This is a genomic window from Algoriphagus locisalis (genome assembly GCF_900116615.1).
In the GTDB taxonomy this organism is placed as follows: domain Bacteria; phylum Bacteroidota; class Bacteroidia; order Cytophagales; family Cyclobacteriaceae; genus Algoriphagus; species Algoriphagus locisalis.
This window is the reverse complement of the sequence record NZ_FPBF01000001.1, coordinates 971,793-988,667: the sequence shown is the minus strand read 5'-3', so window position 1 is coordinate 988,667 and position 16,875 is coordinate 971,793. Positions and strand designations below refer to the sequence as shown.

At 40.3% G+C, this 16,875-nt stretch carries 14 protein-coding genes; 5 read left to right on the top strand and 9 right to left on the bottom strand.

Translation table 11 applies throughout. The annotated features are described in order from the left end of the window. Window positions 1–5 precede the first annotated feature (5 nt). Entirely contained in the window at window positions 6–260 is a 255-nt protein-coding gene (locus BM386_RS04315; protein ID WP_091691804.1) for a hypothetical protein, read from the bottom strand. A gap of 187 nt (window positions 261–447) precedes the next feature. After that, on the bottom strand, window positions 448–2,472 hold the full coding sequence (locus BM386_RS04310) for a M13 family metallopeptidase (protein ID WP_091691803.1): 2,025 nt from the start codon (window positions 2,470–2,472) through the stop codon (window positions 448–450). 323 nt (window positions 2,473–2,795) lie between these two features. On the opposite strand from BM386_RS04310, the gene BM386_RS04305 reads away from it, so the two are divergent. Together BM386_RS04305 and BM386_RS04300 are read left to right on the top strand one after the other, a co-directional pair. Next, on the top strand, window positions 2,796–3,707 hold the full coding sequence (locus BM386_RS04305) for an oxidoreductase (RefSeq protein WP_091691802.1): 912 nt from the start codon (window positions 2,796–2,798) through the stop codon (window positions 3,705–3,707). A 446-nt stretch (window positions 3,708–4,153) separates the two neighbouring features. Then, on the top strand, window positions 4,154–5,098 hold the full coding sequence (locus BM386_RS04300; RefSeq protein WP_091691801.1) for a hypothetical protein: 945 nt from the start codon (window positions 4,154–4,156) through the stop codon (window positions 5,096–5,098). Between the two features lie 121 nt (window positions 5,099–5,219). Here BM386_RS04300 and BM386_RS04295 read toward each other — a convergent pair whose 3' ends face one another. The 5 genes from BM386_RS04295 to BM386_RS04275 all read right to left on the bottom strand — a co-directional run bounded on the left by BM386_RS04295 (window position 5,220) and on the right by BM386_RS04275 (window position 10,800). Further along, window positions 5,220–6,425 carry a ChbG/HpnK family deacetylase gene (locus tag BM386_RS04295; RefSeq protein WP_091691800.1) on the bottom strand — a complete coding sequence of 402 codons (1,206 nt, stop codon included), beginning with the start codon at window positions 6,423–6,425 and terminating at the stop codon, window positions 5,220–5,222. Beyond that, the gene (locus BM386_RS04290; protein ID WP_091691799.1) at window positions 6,425–7,618 is read right to left on the bottom strand and encodes a hypothetical protein; all 1,194 of its coding nucleotides are present in this window, start codon (window positions 7,616–7,618) and stop codon (window positions 6,425–6,427) included. The genes BM386_RS04295 and BM386_RS04290 overlap by 1 nt, the downstream gene beginning before the upstream one ends. Before the next feature lie 203 nt (window positions 7,619–7,821). Continuing rightward, the gene (locus tag BM386_RS04285) at window positions 7,822–9,354 is read right to left on the bottom strand and encodes a glucuronyl esterase domain-containing protein (protein WP_091691798.1); all 1,533 of its coding nucleotides are present in this window, start codon (window positions 9,352–9,354) and stop codon (window positions 7,822–7,824) included. A 26-nt stretch (window positions 9,355–9,380) separates the two neighbouring features. Beyond that, window positions 9,381–10,187 (bottom strand): polysaccharide deacetylase family protein, encoded by an 807-nt coding sequence (locus BM386_RS04280; RefSeq protein ID WP_091691797.1) that lies wholly within the window; start codon window positions 10,185–10,187, stop codon window positions 9,381–9,383. A 136-nt stretch (window positions 10,188–10,323) separates the two neighbouring features. Continuing rightward, on the bottom strand, window positions 10,324–10,800 hold the full coding sequence (locus BM386_RS04275; RefSeq protein WP_091691796.1) for a hypothetical protein: 477 nt from the start codon (window positions 10,798–10,800) through the stop codon (window positions 10,324–10,326). Between the two features lie 106 nt (window positions 10,801–10,906). On the opposite strand from BM386_RS04275, the gene BM386_RS04270 reads away from it, so the two are divergent. Together BM386_RS04270 and BM386_RS04265 are read left to right on the top strand one after the other, a co-directional pair. Further along, entirely contained in the window at window positions 10,907–12,022 is a 1,116-nt protein-coding gene (locus tag BM386_RS04270) for an XdhC family protein (RefSeq protein WP_091691795.1), read from the top strand. Beyond that, on the top strand, window positions 12,022–12,603 hold the full coding sequence (locus BM386_RS04265) for a nucleotidyltransferase family protein (RefSeq protein WP_091691794.1): 582 nt from the start codon (window positions 12,022–12,024) through the stop codon (window positions 12,601–12,603). Before BM386_RS04270 ends, BM386_RS04265 begins: the two co-directional genes overlap by 1 nt. A gap of 237 nt (window positions 12,604–12,840) precedes the next feature. On the opposite strand, the gene BM386_RS04260 is transcribed toward BM386_RS04265, so the two are convergent. Beyond that, window positions 12,841–13,983 (bottom strand): cysteine desulfurase family protein, encoded by a 1,143-nt coding sequence (locus BM386_RS04260; RefSeq protein ID WP_091691793.1) that lies wholly within the window; start codon window positions 13,981–13,983, stop codon window positions 12,841–12,843. A 184-nt stretch (window positions 13,984–14,167) separates the two neighbouring features. Here BM386_RS04260 and BM386_RS04255 point away from each other — a divergent pair, with 184 nt between their 5' ends. Then, complete coding sequence (locus BM386_RS04255; protein WP_091691792.1) at window positions 14,168–14,512, top strand: hypothetical protein; 345 nt, start codon at window positions 14,168–14,170, stop codon at window positions 14,510–14,512. A gap of 197 nt (window positions 14,513–14,709) precedes the next feature. Here the strand turns inward: BM386_RS04255 and BM386_RS04250 are convergent, their stop codons facing one another. Continuing rightward, window positions 14,710–16,875: a xanthine dehydrogenase family protein molybdopterin-binding subunit gene (locus BM386_RS04250; RefSeq protein ID WP_091691791.1), complete on the bottom strand. Its 2,166-nt coding sequence runs from the start codon at window positions 16,873–16,875 to the stop codon at window positions 14,710–14,712.

Genomic DNA, 16,875 nt, shown 5'->3' with positions numbered 1-16,875 from the left:
TAAGCTCATAGACTAATTCTGCTTTCGGAATAGAGATCATATACAGCAATCAAGGCTTCCGAACCTCTCGCATCCGGATATAACTCATAATTTTCAATTTCCTCCCGGGATTCAGCATAGACGGGATTGTACTTTTCGTCATATACATTCCAGACAATAAGTAAAAAATGATAGCTGATTTTACTATCCCGACCTTCGGCTAACCAGGATTCAAAAAGTTCTTCGGTGATGGATTTGGGATAATCAGGTCCTTCAAACATGTTTATAGGGTAGTAAGTTGATTCAAATATATGAAATCAAGCATGACCATAAGCGACACACAGAGGGATGATTATAATTCATGCGAAGATTCCATGTGACCTTAAAAAAAAAATTATAAACACATGAAATAGCCTGAAGACCGAAGATTTGCAACTTCTGTCTTCAGGTTTCCATCTTCCATCTTTTCTACCAAATCTTGATTCTCTCCTCCTCTGACTTATAATTAGCATCTCCTGGCTGAATGTTGAACGCGGTATAGAATGGATCAAAGTTCATCAACGGGCCATTCACTCTCCAAACTGCAGGCGAATGAGAGTTAGTATTTACATAAGTTCTAAGGAACTCATCCCTGGTTTTTACTCTCCAGATCCGTGCTATGGATAAGCAAAAGCGCTGATCAGGAGTAAAGCCATCAATTTTGGTTGTATCCTGACCTTGCTCGGTTAGTTTAAATGCTTCATAAGCAATGTATAAAGCGCCATTGTCTGCCGTGTTTTCACCAATGGTCATAGCACCTTTTACATGTACTGAATCTAGTACAGTGAAGGTGTCGTATCGCTCAATTAATTGTTGGGTTTTGCCTTTGAACTTCTCATAATCAGCATCAGTCCACCAGTTTTTTACATTTCCATCTTTGTCGTATTGAGCTCCCTGATCATCAAAAGCGTGAGTTAATTCATGACCAATTACCATTCCTATGCCGCCGTAATTGATCGCATCATCAGCATACAAATCGAAATATGGATACTGTAAAATACCGGCGGGAAATACGATCTCATTAAGAGATGGATTGTAATAAGCAGTCACCGTAGAAGGAGTAGTTCCCCACTCCATCTTGTTTGGAGCTTTGCCAAACTTATCCAATTGATACTTGCTCTGATCCCTACGCAAGGCTAGTACATTTTCAAAGTACTTGTCTCTGTCTATTGTCACATCGTATTCTCTCCACTCATCTGGATAGCCGATTTTCTTAGTGATGGCATAGAGCTTTTCTTTTGCCTGTGTTTTCGTGCTATCACTCATCCAATCCAGCTTGTTGATTCTACTTTCAAAGGCTTTCTGAAGGTTATTTACCAGGTCTAAAACCCGTTTTTTGGCATCTTCATTAAAATATCGCTTTACGTAAAGCTGACCCAATGCAAAACCTAACTGACGGTCAACTTTCTGCACCATTTGTTGCGCTCTAGTCAGTTGGCTTGATTGTCCTGAGATCACTTTCTCATAGGCAAAGGAAGCATCTTCAAACGGCTTACTCAATACTTCTGCGTAGGAGGACAATGTGTGTGCTTTGATATAAGTCTTCCAATCCGAAAGCGGAACTGCTTTTAGCATTTTATCCAATGCTTCGTAGTAGGCTGGCTGTCTCACATCTACAGAGTCTGCATTCAATTCTAGCTGAGCCAGCATAGTTGACCAACCAATATTTGGATGTATCTGATCAAGCTCAGATACAGCCATTTTATGATAGTTCTCTTTCACAATTCTTCGCTCAATCCGCGTTTTATGCGATTCAGCAAGCTTTTTCTCAATGGCATAAACTTTTGCTGCTTCAGTATTGGCAGCAGGCCCCTCGGTTCCAGTCAATTCAAATAGTGTAGCCAAATATTCTAAATACGCTTGCTGAATTCCCAGCGTGGAAGAATCTGTTTTGAAATAGTAATCCCTATCAGGTAATCCCAAGCCAGTCTGACTAAAGTGGGCAATGTTGATACTGCTATTTTCTGCATCAGGAGAAATCCCCAAACTAACAAGGGATTGCGTGTTTGACTTGATTTCCTCTGTCACGAAATTCATCAGAGCTGGTAAATCATTGATTGCGTGGATATCTTCCAAGATAGGTTTGATAGGCTCAAAACCTCTCGCATCAATAGTCTCAGTATCCATTCCAGAAGCATAGAAATCTCCCACTTTCTGCTCTAAGCTGCCAGCAGTATGCTCAATTGCGGAGACTTCTTCCAAAATATCCTCTAGAAGCTGCTTTTGAGGGATATTCAAAAATGAATACGAACCAACACCGGACTGATCATCCGCGATCTTGGCCGTGTCGTACCAGATGCCATTAACATACCTGAAAAAATTATCTCCAGGCTTGATCGAAGTATCTATTTCGGAAACTTCCACGAACTTTCGAACAGGTTTTGTGTCTCTAGTATCTTCTTGAGGGCTACAGGAGATGAAAAGAATAAAAAGGACAAAGAGTAGATTTTTCATCTGTTTATAATTTGATTTTTAAAGGCCATAACCTGTCCCGTGACAAAGGATACGGGATGGAATCTCGCAGTGATTATAATCAAGCTAGTGTGTGAATTTTTAGTCATGCCTGTCTGCCTCAGGCAGGCTCGATTTCATAAGGGCTCATATTTTGTGAAAAAGTTACTTGATTTCTGGACATGCTCAAACACCGTTTATAAAAGCATTTCTAAGCAATATTAAAATCACCTATTTTTGTGGTAATTTTTATACTAAATTACTCATTATCAGTAATTACTATTCTGTTGACCAAGTTCATACTTTTATAAACCGGCATATTTTTAATGAAAACATTTAAGTTGGAATCCATTCCTTCGCAAAAAGGCAAGGTGGCTGTAGTCACTGGAGGGAATATAGGACTGGGGTATGAAACCGCATTGGCTTTGGCACAAAAAGAAACCACGGTTATATTGGCCTGCCGATCCTTGAATAAAGCACAAAAGGCCAAACAGGATATCCTGAAAAAGGTACCGAAGGCTGATTTGGAAATTATTTTGCTCGATTTAAACAGCCTGAACTCTGTTCGTGAGTTTTCGAAAGAGTTTTCTCGAAAGTATAGCCGGCTTGACTTTTTGATAGCAAACGCTGGGATAATGATGCCACCATTTCAAACCACTGAGGATGGTTTTGAAAGCCAATTTGGTGTGAATTACCTCTCCCATTTTTTATTGGTAAACCTACTTTTCCCACTTATTAAAAAAACAGCAGATTCTAGGGTAGTACTTCTAAGCAGTCTTGCGCATAAGAGCGGGTCGATAAATTTTGATGATTTGAATTCCAAGCGAAGTTATTCAGCTTGGAAAGCCTATGCACAGAGTAAGTTGGCTTGTTTGATTTTTGCGTACGAACTGCATAGAAGATCGGAAGATGCAAGTAGCGATGTAAAAGCTCTTGCCGCTCACCCTGGCTATTCCAATACAAACTTATTTAAGTTCCTTCCAAAATTTGCCCTATCATTATTTAGTCCTCTATCATCAGTCATAGGCCAAAATGCAAAGTCTGGAGCACTTCCTACTCTTAGGGCGGTGTTAGACCTAGAAGTTAAAGGTGGCGAATATTTCGGTCCTTCAGGATTTGGCGAATTCAAAGGCCCGCCTAAAGTGGTTACATCCTCATCAAAATCGCATGATTTGCTTGTCGCATCTAAGCTATGGACAGTGTCAGAAGAAATGACTGGAGAAAAGTTTGAATTGTGAGGGTAGATAATTATTAATCATGGATAGACGGAATGATGCCAGTAACCAATATTTCCTTGCTCACCTGGTCAGAAGACCCCTGCCCGACAGCCTGCGGGGATGACCGAAGACTCCCGCAGTGGCGGGACAGGCTGAAGTGGCCTCATTTCTAAAGTTTAACATGTGCTATTTTGCTTTAGCCCCCTTACTGGTATCAAAGCGGATATACATAATTATTAAAAGCAGCTCCACTATGCACAATCAAGCTTGATAACTCCATTTTGGTGATCATTTTAATAGCATAAAATCATGTGGACGAGCGAAGTCGAGGCCATTTTAATCTACAGGAAAAGAAGTGGATAACTTTTATATTTTTTTATCAGTATCAATTTTCAAACTGAGAGAGAAAATGAAATAGAATTTTTATTTTAAAGTGTTTTAAAAATTAACCACTAAATATCTTTTTTATGAAAAATTTGAAATTAGTAGCCACAATTTTAATTGGAATGGCAGCATTTGGCTGTCAAGAGAAAGAAGACACCTTGGTCAAGGACCAAAATCTGCCCCATGAAGAGATAGTTTACAAGTCTCTTGATTGGGATCTTATGGATGCAAATAGGATTTCGGTTAATGGTAGAGTTTCTGAATCTCCTTATCGACTGGAATTAGTCAGCGCTGAATACATTACGGCACCGGAAAGTGATAAAGCAGGACAAACCGTGATTTTCAACGATCGGGGAAATAAGCAATTGGAATTTGATTTTTCTCCAGTGGCCAAACTAAATGGGATAGCTGATATTTCTTATTATGTGGATCAGGTAAGACCAGGAACTGATTTGGATCTTAGTACTAAGGAAGCTGCCATTGACCGTGCTGCTGCAACATGGGATGCAGTAAGCTGTTCGGATTTCGGACTTTACAAAGTAGCGGGCTTACCATTGCCAATAGGTATTGTCGCAGCCCAGCTGGGTTTCCCAAGTGTTGCAGGCTACATAGCTGACGTCAATCATGCGGGATGGATGCCTGCTAGCTTTTTCGATTTTTTGGCACCTGATGGAAGTCAATTCATTTTAGGAGTGACTTTTACCCTGCTTTTGGTCGATGAGAATGGAGATAATGTAGATACAAATGGAGATGGTAAACTTGATGTGGGATTAAGAGAAATCTACTACAATGATAATTTCTTCTGGGGAGATGGGGATCTGGTGGATGTGGAATCTATCGCACTTCATGAGATGGGACATGGGTTGAGCCAAGGACACTTTGGAAAAGCATTTATTAAGAAAAAAGGAGACATACAGTTCGCTCCCAAAGCTGTAATGAATGCTTCTTACACAGGAGTACAAACAGCGATCAAAGGAACTGACAATGGCGGCCATTGCAGTATTTGGGGTGATTGGCCTAATCAATAATAAAGTTAGTCATTCTTGAATGAAAGCTTAAACTAACGCTTTTCGTTGACGCAAAAAATATTCCTGTTATGAGGTTAATTTCTTATTGAAGTCTTCATAACAGGATTTTTTTTAAAGATTCTTAGCTCCTAGCAACAAGTATAAACGAAGAGTCTGGTTTCCAAAGGCTATTTCGCTGCAGCGATAAGTATTCTGCCACCCTCCCATCAAAGTAATTTACTTCCATCCCAGGATATTCTGCTTCAAGATAGGCATAGGACTTTTTGAAATCCCTTTGATCTCTAAAACCCGACTTCATCAGGTGAATTAAAATCTCTCTTTTGCTGTCTTTACTGATTAAAAAATCCCTCATCCATTTTCTAAGTCTCTTGTGTTTTTTATTTACAGCAGTATCATAGTTATTGATGCCAAAGGGAGGAATCGGACCGTAGTGCCCGACATAGGTGTGTTCGGGGCCTTCAGAAGGTTCTTTTCTGATTTCACTCTCCCATCTATTCATTCTGTCAATGGAAGGCAAATCGACTCTGGATGGAGACATCGCAATAGCATCATACATAAACCGCTTTATAGAAGGCAAAAAACGGTGACTTCTAATTGGAATTCCTTTTTCTACAGACCAGTTGTGAAAAAAACAAAATAACGGTTTATTGAAGGTATGAATATCATGATGGGAAGTCAGATGATCTGGCTCTCTGCCAAAAATGTTTTTGAATTTTTGGTATTGTGCTTCAAATTCGATTTTTACCTGCTCCACTACTTCTGGCTTTTCATATTCCCTGCTGAATTTTTGAAATCCTAAAAAATGATTTTTTTCATCTACCAAAGCTGGAACAGTCTCTGGGTCAACTATAGGACTACCACTGGTAATCGTGAAATGCAAGCCAATAAGACTGGTTTCAAAAAGGTTTTCAGAAGTCCCTTTTCTACTGTACTTTTTAAGTGACTCTACGAAGCTTCTTAAATTTTCCCCATTTACATCGTTAGGTTTATTGACCAAAACCGCTATGGAATTGATCCAACCATGATACAGCGCTAATTGAGCACCTACATCCACTTCATGCACTATCCCTATATCATCTGCAGTCACAATCAATTTTTTCTCTATCAGCGGAATTGCTGAAGTAGTACTAATCGCCCCACTCCATACAAAGCAGTTATTATCCAGAACATACCAGATTTTGGAATCCATGTACTTTTCGCCAATCACCGCATGGGAAATAGTTACTTCAGTATTCTTTCTGATCACCTTAAGTTTTTCAGATTTCACACTCGGGAAGTCTTTTCTTGCATTTACTTGTGCGCTCACCAATCCTTTAAATGTTTCCATTACCCAATTGTTTGTGTGGTGTCTTCATTCGAAGCCTGAGTTCCATTTGATTTTTGACCGATTGGGATTTGTATGGAGTTTCGGACTTTCATCAGCTTATTTAGAATATCAAACCAAAAAGGTGCCCCAAGAGATACTGCAAAAGCAGTGATCAAATAGCCTAGCCAAGTGAGGATTTTTTTGGAATTTTCAGCATTGAGCCAGAAAATTTGAATCTCTGCCGTAGATTTTCTTGTACTCAGGGTCTGGCTATGCTGTTTTACTTCCTCACTCCAGGCATCCAAAAAGTCTTTATTTTTCTTAGTAGTAGTACTATCAATACCAGAAGGATTGTTTGCAAGAAAATCCCTTGCTCCTTCCACATACAATTCACGCATTTCATCATTGACCGATAGATCCTCTGCAAGTTTTATACTATCCACTTGAAAAATAACTGCTAAAACGAATCCTATGATAAATGTAAAATAGGTGACCTTACGCTTAAACCAGCCGGCGATTCTATCCATTTGGTCATCGTACCAGTTTTCGATTAATGCCTTGAATTTTTCTACGTCTGTAGCAGCTTGTTCCCAAAGCAGTTTCAATTGGTATTTTGTTTCTGTTCCTATAGAAAGTCCACTTATTTCCCAATCAAAATCGGCGCTTGTTCGCTTGAATAGTTCTGCTTTTTGAAAATCTATTTCCTCTACCAAAGATTCTATTTCAAACTTATTTGGGGCTTCAGACTGTTTCAAAATCACCAATTCCTCTTCTAGCAATGCGATTTTAGACTCAAGTTTGGTATAGTCAAATTTCGGGATTAGATCTAATGTAGCTTCAATATTATCTACATCATCTAAGTATTGCCCCTTTTTCAAAAGATCTACCAAGGTGCTTGCAAACCTATCTTTAGCAATGTATGAAGGCTTAGAATTCAGGCCTTTATGTCCCAGATATTTTATCGAAGGATGAGCAAAAAAAGCCTTGGTGAGGGGATTGATTGTTTTCACCCAAAATAGATTTAACATGGTGTGATTTATCTGACTTGACTGCTGGTCATCCGCCAACAGACGGTCTATGCCTGTTATCAAATTTTTGGATCTGGAGCTGAAACTAGAAGTGATAGTCTCAATTACAGTCATGGCTAGGAGACTGTACAATAAATAAATAAACACCAAACTGATAAAAACATCAAGTACTATTAATCCGGTCATAAAATATGGAGTTGATTTGAAAAATGATTTAAAAAAGGAATTTACTAAAAAATCTTATTTGTCTGATATACTTACTCTTATGATTTTTAAAAGGGAGTTAGAAATCTATAATTGATAACACATCCATACCCGATTTTAACGGAAAAGCCCTGCAATTATTCAACTGCAAGGCTTTTGTATATTTTTGGAATTAGCTGAAGATTTCACTTTTCATAATCCAACACCCGATTTGCCCAAGGGATAAAATGCTGAAAATTAGGCCCATCGGTGTGCCCACCATCATGCTGACGCCATGCCAAATCTCCATCCAGCATATCTGTACTGTGTGGAGGCATTTCTTCTTTCATGTAGTCATTTGAAACGCCGAGATCAGTTGCACCAAGTAACTTATAAGCAACTCCGGCAGCTACGACAGCCATGTAACTCCCTTTCTGATCTAGCCATTTTGCATCTCCACTTTCTGGAATACCGTAGCTAACAAAAACTGGCCTAGGAGCACAAAGCGCTAGCATATCATGCGAATCCACTGGTAAATCACAACCATCCATTCTCCCAAAAACTGACTCTTCAGCTCCGTATTTCATGTAGTTTCCAGCCATCCAGTAGTTTTCTCCACCTGTGAGGCTTTCCACAGCTTCACCAAAAACTCTTCTATGTAAAGTCGTACCACCTTTTCCTGAGGAACCTATCAAAGCTGTTGCAAACCTTGGCTCGAATGCCATAGTCACCAAAGCTGCTTTTCCATATCTAGAAACGCCTTCAATACCCACTTTTTTGGCATCTACCAAAGGTTCTGTTTCCAGGAAATCCAAAGCTCTCGCAGCTCCCCAGGCCCAAGCCCGAAGTGCTCCCCAATCTTCTGGAGATCGAGGTTGGCCTTTGTTCACCAAACCGATAATTCCCCTTGTGATCCCGGCATGATTATCAGCTTGTATGCTACTTGGGTCAATAGTCACATATCCCCATCCAGCAGCTAGTAGTTGCTCTGTGGATGGAGATTCGCCATTTACAGGCGGTCCAAAAAAACTTGGGCCAGGAAGTCTAGTGACGGGGTTGTATGCGGGGTATTTATCAAAAAGAGCCTTTAGAGAAGGATCATTCTTAATCATCATTTCCTTGAAAGAGGTATTTAATACCTCCATATCTTCTCCATTTGGCTGAGCTGGTGCAGGAAAAGAAGGTCTGCCAAACATCATCAAAACTGGAACCGGGCCTTTTGCATTGGCTGGCACCACTAGCATCATGTTTATATCTACTTCAATAAGTGGATAAGAACTATTGTCCACATGTCCAATAATTTGCTTTGCAATCACAGGCGTTCTGGCCACGAATTCCCTGTCAGTGATTTTTACTTCCCAGTTTACATCTGGTATATTATCAGGAAGCTTACCATATACTTCCCGCTCTAGTGCTTCAACCAGTTCCGGTCTTCTGGTTTCCCACCACATTTCTTCTGAGGTCACTTTCTTTCCTGCATTTGTGGTCAAAATATCTGGCAATTCAGGGCAAGGATTTGCTTTAGACTCGTCGTAATTAGCTGCATTTGGAGCCGACTCATTTCCACTTGGGCCAGGCCGTAGAACTTTGATTCCCAACTGCTGCTGCATATTTGCATGATCTTCCTGATTGGTAAAAGTTACCGGAGCAGGATATTTACTTGTATCAACTTTAGCAGTTTGAGCAGTTGCTAAACCACCAAATCCTAGGAAGAGTGTGAATAAAAATAGCTTGTTCATAATAGGTTAAGGGTATATTGAGAGTTTTAGTCTTGATGTTCTTTTACATGTTTTGCTGCCTCCAGCATGGTCGTAGTCCAAATAGTGTCTTTATTTTCTTCCAAATAATCCAAAAGTATTTGATGAGCTTCCAAAGACACATTTAAGTCATGCTCGCCTCCAACTCCATGAAAAAGGAAAGTGATCAAGGCATTTTTTTCCTGCGCCTCTTTAACTAATTGAATCAGTTCTTCGCCTGTTTCACCATTGATCCCATAACTATCCACGTTTAGTAAATTGATATTACCTATAGAATTCAATGCACCTCGGACACCTCTGGAAGCAACAAAATCATCTTTAATCTCCTCCATAAAAGAGCCTTCACCTGTCGCAGTATCTCCACAAGTGTACGCAAAGGTGCGTTCCTTTTGACCGTCCAAGGACTCCAAAAACACATTAGTCATTCGTATTTCTTTGAGAATCTGAGCGGTGGTGTACTTATGCAAATCATTATCCGGAGAAACCCAGGTCCTTCCTGGAAGCGAAGCATCACAAGGATGGTAAAGTGTGTGATTTCCTAATTCATGACCAAATTCACCAGCTTTTTTCCAATCTTCTAATCTATTCTTACTTCCATCAAAAAATGCTGAGAGGTAAAATGTACCCTTTAGACCACTAGCTTCAAGAGCAGGAATTACATTATCCAAATGCACATTGAGCGCGTCATCGTAGGTGAGAACTACAGCAGCTTGCTTTCCTTGCCATAGTTTTTCGGAAGTTGAAGTTTGTTGTGCAAAGCTGGGAGAGGATACACTGATCAATCCTAGCGATAGGATTTTAAAAATTGATTTCATTCTACAGGTTTTAGGTTGGGTTTGGTCAATTTATGATTTTTCAAATTGAATACATTATTTGATTTAACCTTATTGAAAAGGAAAAAAATTCACTGTCCACAGACAACAGTCGTCCGTCGTCTGTGGACCAAATAAATCAAGTGGTCAACTCCTCAACTCTGCCTTCATAGTCAAACTGCAAATCTTCATGTAGCCCAGATATCAGTTTAACAGCTTTTGCTAATTGCATCTGATAGATATTGTCCAACACCTGATTTCTATGGCGTAGAAAGCCATATTCCTTCAACTTTTCACAGAAAAACAGCAAAACTTCTATTTGATCAGTTTTGACCTTACTGAGTTTGAGTAGCTTGTTCATCTTTCGACGAAGCTTCTGCGCTGACTTTTTCGCATAGTATGAATGATCACCTCTAGCCGTTTGAAAATCAAGTTCCAGTTCTTCCTGCACCATTTCCACATAGAGTTGCGGTTGGTCTTTTTCATTAAGTTTAAAAAACAAGTACGACTTATTATCCCTACTGAATTTACTAAGATCCGCCACCAGATCGATCAATTCCTTCTCATTGAGATAGCTAAGTTCTTTTTTAAGTTGGGCTAGACTTGGGATTTTCATACTGCAAGTTATAGGTTGACCTATATTATTGCTAAAATGATTACCATCGAAATTAATCTTCTTGAAAATGTTGAAGAAGTTCTACTAATTAGGCCTTCTCATTGCCATGAAAGAAATCCTATCAATTATCCAAGCGTATGAATCCAGTCAATCTGAAGGACAAAAAGTAGCACTGGCTACCGTCGTCCAAGTTGATGGTTCGGCCTATCGACGTCCAGGAGCAAGAATGCTAGTGACTGAAGAGGGGCAACTCACCGGTGCCATCAGCGGAGGCTGTTTGGAAGGTGATGCGCTGCGCAAAGCTCAAACTGTAATTTTTCAGCAGAAATCCATGTTGGTCACTTACGATACTACCGACGAGGACGATCAGAAATTCGGAGTAGGATTAGGTTGCAATGGAATTATACATGTTTTGATAGAACCTATTGATTATCAAAACACTATAAACCCTATTGAATTGCTTAAAATTGCAATTTCCGAGCGGGTATTTTGCAGATTGATCACTGTGTTCTCTGTGAAATACTCCAAGCAGGAGCAAGTTGGAACAAGAGTACTTTTGAAGGGAAATCAAACTGTTGGTAATCCAGGATTTTTGGAAAGATCACTTTGGAATCGGATTGAGCATGAAGTAAATTCTTCAGATACGAGTAACCATATCATTCGAAAATATGAGGATCTGGATGATATTCAGGTGTTTTTTGAAGCTATTACACCTGGTATAAGGATCTTACTTTTCGGAGCTGGAAACGATACAATTCCTCTTGCCAAAATCGCTAATGTTTTAGGATTGGAAGTAATACTGATTGATGGGAGAAAGAATCTGGCCACATCACAACGCTTTCCAACAGTTCATCGCATTGTGACAGGTTCAGGCGATGAAGTAGTTAAAGAACTGGAAACTGATGCCCACACCGCAGCTTTGCTGATGACCCACAATTTTGAATATGAAGCTCAGGTATTAAAAGATATTACGCCATTGGGTTTGGCTTATATTGGAATATTGGGACCAAAGAAGAAATCCGAAAAACTGATCGAACGCCTGGGAAATCAGGGACTCACTGTGGATCAGACTGCTATCTACTCACCAATGGGTTTGGATATAGGAGCTGAAGGTTCGGAAGAGATCGCCTTGTCTATTTTGGCTGAGGTGAAAGCGGTTTTGGCAAAAAAACAAGGTACCTTTCTGCGGGAAAAGGATGGTCCCATACACGAAGAAAACTGATGAATACAGGAATAATCATACTTGCTGCAGGAGAATCCAGCAGACTAGGATACCCAAAGCAGATCGCTAAGTACAAGGAAAAGACATTGCTGCAACTAGCAATAGATGGTGCAAATGAGGCTAAAGTTGAAAAGCGAGTAGTAGTACTTGGTGCTTTTAAAGACGAAATCAAGAAGACTTTTCCTGGAGCAAGCATCCCAAACATTCCTAATCCTCACTTCGAAAAAGGCATGTCTTCCAGTATCAAAATTGGTTTGGAATATATGTTGAAGTTCGACAAGCCTGACCAAGTAATTATCATGCTTTGCGATCAGCCTTTTGTAGATGCGAAGATTCTGAACAAGTTAATTGCAACTCAAAAGAAAGAGTCCAAAGGCATAGTAGCCTGTGAATATTCCAAGACCTTTGGTGTTCCTATTCTCTTCGGAAAACAGTATTTCAAAGAATTGATGCAGCTTACTGGTGATGAAGGAGCAAAAAAAATTGCGATGGCTCACGAAGATGATATGGTCACTGTAACTTTCACTAAAGGTAAAGTTGATATTGACACTGAGGAGGATTTGAGGGATTTAAACTTGTAGGTATATCTCCCGCAATGACGCAAAGTTGCAGGTTTCTCTCGCGGCGACGCAGCGACGCCACGCACTTTTAACCTTTGAGGTGTCATTTCGACTGAGGAACGAAGGAGAAATCTCCTTGAAGGTTTTTAAGTAAAATCCACTTTTAATAATTCTAAGAATAATCACTCTTGTCCTTGCATTTAGGCGATTTTGGTGGGCCCATAAAATTACGCCGCGCCGTTGCGTCGCCGCGAGAGATTATATCCCTCTTAAATCCCCAACAACTTTCTCCACCCAAGCCACCGTATCCAACACATCCTGTTCGGTAGTATTCTTTCCCAAGCTAAAACGAATAGAGGCTCTACCTAGGTCTGAATCTAAACCCATCGCCTGTAGTACGTGAGATGGTTTTGGTGAAATGCTGGTGCAGGCAGAGCCTGAACTGACAGCCACTTTCTGGCAAATCTTGCGAAGCAAATCCTCGCCTTCTACCCCTCCAAAAGCAATGTTTGTGACATGAGTAAGCCTATTCTGACTTCCATTCAAAAAAGTATTGGGAATACTTAGAAGCTTGGTTTCAAGTAAATCACGAAGCTTTTCCAATCGCTTTGATTCGCTTTGCATTTCATACATTCTCAATTCTGTTGCTTTTCCGAAACCTACAATTGCCGGGACATTCAGCGTCCCACTTCGGAACCCTTTCTCATGTCCTCCCCCATGCACTTGAGCAAGTGGTTTGGGAAGCGAGTGGTTGTGTCGAACGTATAGCGCTCCAACACCTTTCGGCCCATAGAGTTTATGCGCAGAAATAGCCATTAGATGCACTCCTTTTACGGAAATAGGAATTTTTCCAGCAGCTTGTACTGCGTCGGTGAATAAAATAATGTTGTTTTCTTCTGCAATTGCTTTGATTTCCTCGATGGGATGAATGATCCCAGTTTCATTATTTGCCCACATCAGGCAAATCATTTTCGTATGAGGAAATATACTTGACTTTAAGTCAGAAGTATTAACATTACCTTCTCTATCAACTGGCAAGTAGGTTACTTCAGCTCCTTTCTCTTCCAAAGCTTTCATGGTATCCAATACTGCCTTATGCTCAGTTTGGCAGGTGATATAATGTTGTTTTGATCCTTTATAAAGTTCAAAAGTTCCCTTTATAGCAAGATTGATGGCTTCTGTTGCACCTGAAGTAAAAATGATTTCCTTGCTCTGCGCTCCTATCAAGTTTGCGATCTGCTCACGTGCTTCCTCGACAGCATTCTCTGCTACCCAACCATAGGGATGTGACTTACTAGCTGCATTCCCAAAATGCTCTCCAAACCAGGGAATCATCGCTTCAATTACTTCTGGAGCGCAAGGGGTAGTCGCATTGAAATCTAGGTAAATAGGGTAATTCATATTCTAAAGTAAGTAGTGCCTAGTTATTAGACCATGGTATTTCGGGATTTTTAATATCTAGTATAAAAAAATGTCCACGGTCCACAGATGATACTCAACAGCAGGCTGCGGTCAGTCGTCTGCAGACCGTGGACAATAGAGCAATAATTTCTACTTTTATCTTATATTTTCCACAATTTCCATCATGCAAGAAACCTGGACTCTACCTCTTCCTCATTCCGAAAAACCAACTTCAGATGACCTCAAGCAAGTGTTAAAAGAAAACCAAATGGAATTGGGAATCTTCCTCTCGTACTATTTCAACAAAGAAGGAGCACATTCAGAGAAAGTTGACTTAGCTTCTGAAATCAACTTCAAAGATGAAATTTCAGGTGATTTTGAGTTGGAATTTGACCTCATCCATTACAATGCCTGCTTAGCAATCCATGATCAAAAGCTGGATCAAATGAAAATTACATTTGAGATCGAAAATTATAAGCTGAATCTAAAAGGACCGTATTGGCCAGAAAGAGAGATGGATGAAATTTAGACGTTAGTATCAAGTAGCAAGACATAAGTATTTAGACTTAAGACAAAAGTAGTGAGAGGCAAGAATCAAGATCCAAGATAAGATTCGAACAAAAAAAAGCACTTCCAAATTATACTGGAAGTGCTTTTGTCTTGGTTCTTGAATCTATTTCCTTGATTCTTGTATCTTGATACTTATGTCTAACGTCTAGATACTTATCACGCTCTCTTGATCCCCAAATTAAGATCTGTGAATTCCTTCTGCTCGATGAAAGGCTGACTTCTTAACCTTCTTTGTGTAGCACTGAAAATTGCATTTGCTATTGCTCCGCCTGTTGGTGGTAAACAAGGTTCACCTAGACCAGTCGGATCAAAACCGCTATCTACATAGTAGGTATCCACTGCTGGCACTTCCTTCATTCTGATCAAGCGATACTTATCGAAGTTGGTCTGAGTTGGAAGGCCTCCCTCAAATGTCAGGTTGCCATACATTGCATGGCCCATTCCATCGACCACTCCACCACGAACCTGATGGTTTGCGCCGGTTGGGTTTACGACCATTCCACAGTCTGTAATTACATGTATTTTCTTTAGTATTGGAGTACCGTTTTCCATCTCAATATCAGCTACTTGAGCTACGTATGTTCTATGAGAGAAGTAAACAGAAAAACCTTGCTTCACATTTGAGTTTTTACCCCAATTGGATTTTTCAGCAGCCATTTTTGTAACCCCGATCATACGATCCACATCATAGCGAAGCTCTCCTCCAACAGGATTTGCTTTCGCTTTTTCCATTAATTCCAACCTGAATGCTACCGGATCCTTCTTTGCCGCAAGAGCTACTTCATCTAGAAAAGACTGCTCTGCATAAGCCAGGAAGTTGGTAATAGGCGCTCTCCAAGCATTAGTCGTAATCGAAGAATTGTAGTTAACATTTTCGATCAGTAGGTTTTCAACTGCTCCTGATGGGAAATTATTCTCTCTGGTACTATTTCCTGCATTCATTCCTACTCCCCGAAGTTTGTAGCCAGTCATATTGCCTTCGGCATCCAAAGATGCTTCGAATCTGTACCTCACAGATGGTCTATAAGCTCCACCAGTAAGATCATCTTCCCTACTCCAAGTTAGTTTCACTGGAGCATTCATCATCTTAGAAACATGAACCGCTTCAGACACATAATCTGCCCGAAGTCTTCTACCGAAACCTCCTCCCAAACGGGTGATTTCCACCGAGATATTCTCTGGAGCAACTCCAGTAACTTCCGCAGCGGCTCCTCTCGCGCTTTCGGGAGTTTGGGTTGGACCAATTAATTCTACCGAACCATCTTCGACATGAGCAAAGAAATTCATTGGCTCCATAGGCGAATGTGAAAGGAAAGGACACTGATATTCAGCTGTAACTACTTGTGCGGCATTTTTGAATGCAGTATTCACATTGCCATCTTCCCGCTTTACTTCGGCTTTTCCATTTGCCAATAAGTCCTTAAAAATCTCATCGTGATCTGCTGAGCTCTCTACTTTTCCGTCTGGTTCGTATTCTACATTCAGAAGCTTTTTAGCTTTCATCAGAGGCCAAGTAGAAGTTCCTACCACTGCCACAGAGTTTTCAAAGGTGATTACATCCTTTACTCCAGTAACATTCTTGGCGGCAGCATCATCGATGGATTTGATTTTCATCCCAAAAGGCGCACGCTGAATCATTGCATGCAGCATTCCTTCTCTGTAAAAATCCAATCCAAAAAGTGGTTTTCCTGTGAAAATAGCTGCATTATCAACGTTCTTTACCGGTGTACCTATGATTTTAAAATCCTTCTTGTCCTTTAAGGTAATTTCTTCTGGAGCAGTCAATAAAGATGCATCATTTGCCACTTCACCATAACCTATTTTCTTACCACTGGCTTTGTGGTATATTATTCCTTCAGAGGTATTCAGTTCATCGGCAGATACTTCCCATTTTTTTGCGGCAGCTGCAACCAACAGATATTTTGCAGTTGCACCAGCTTTACGAAGTCGCTCCCAAGAGTGAGGCATGGCACCAGAGCCACCAGTTAATTGACGCTCGTATTTATCCGTGTCGAGATTGGCTTGAAGCACACGAACTCGACTCCAATCAGCATCCAGTTCTTCAGCCACAACCATTGGGAATGAAGTCTTGATATTCTGTCCCAATTCAGGGTTTGGGGAATAAATCACGATATCTCCGCTTGGAGCTATACTCAAAAATGAATTGAAATTCTTGGCATTTGCCAGTACTTCTTCAGTGCTGAGCACTTCCATTTTTGGCGAATCACAGCTCATCCAGTTGAAGCCAATAAATAATCCTCCTGCTGTAGTTCCAGCTATCTTAAGAAAGTCTCTTCTGTTTGTTTTTGTCAGTGTAGCCAT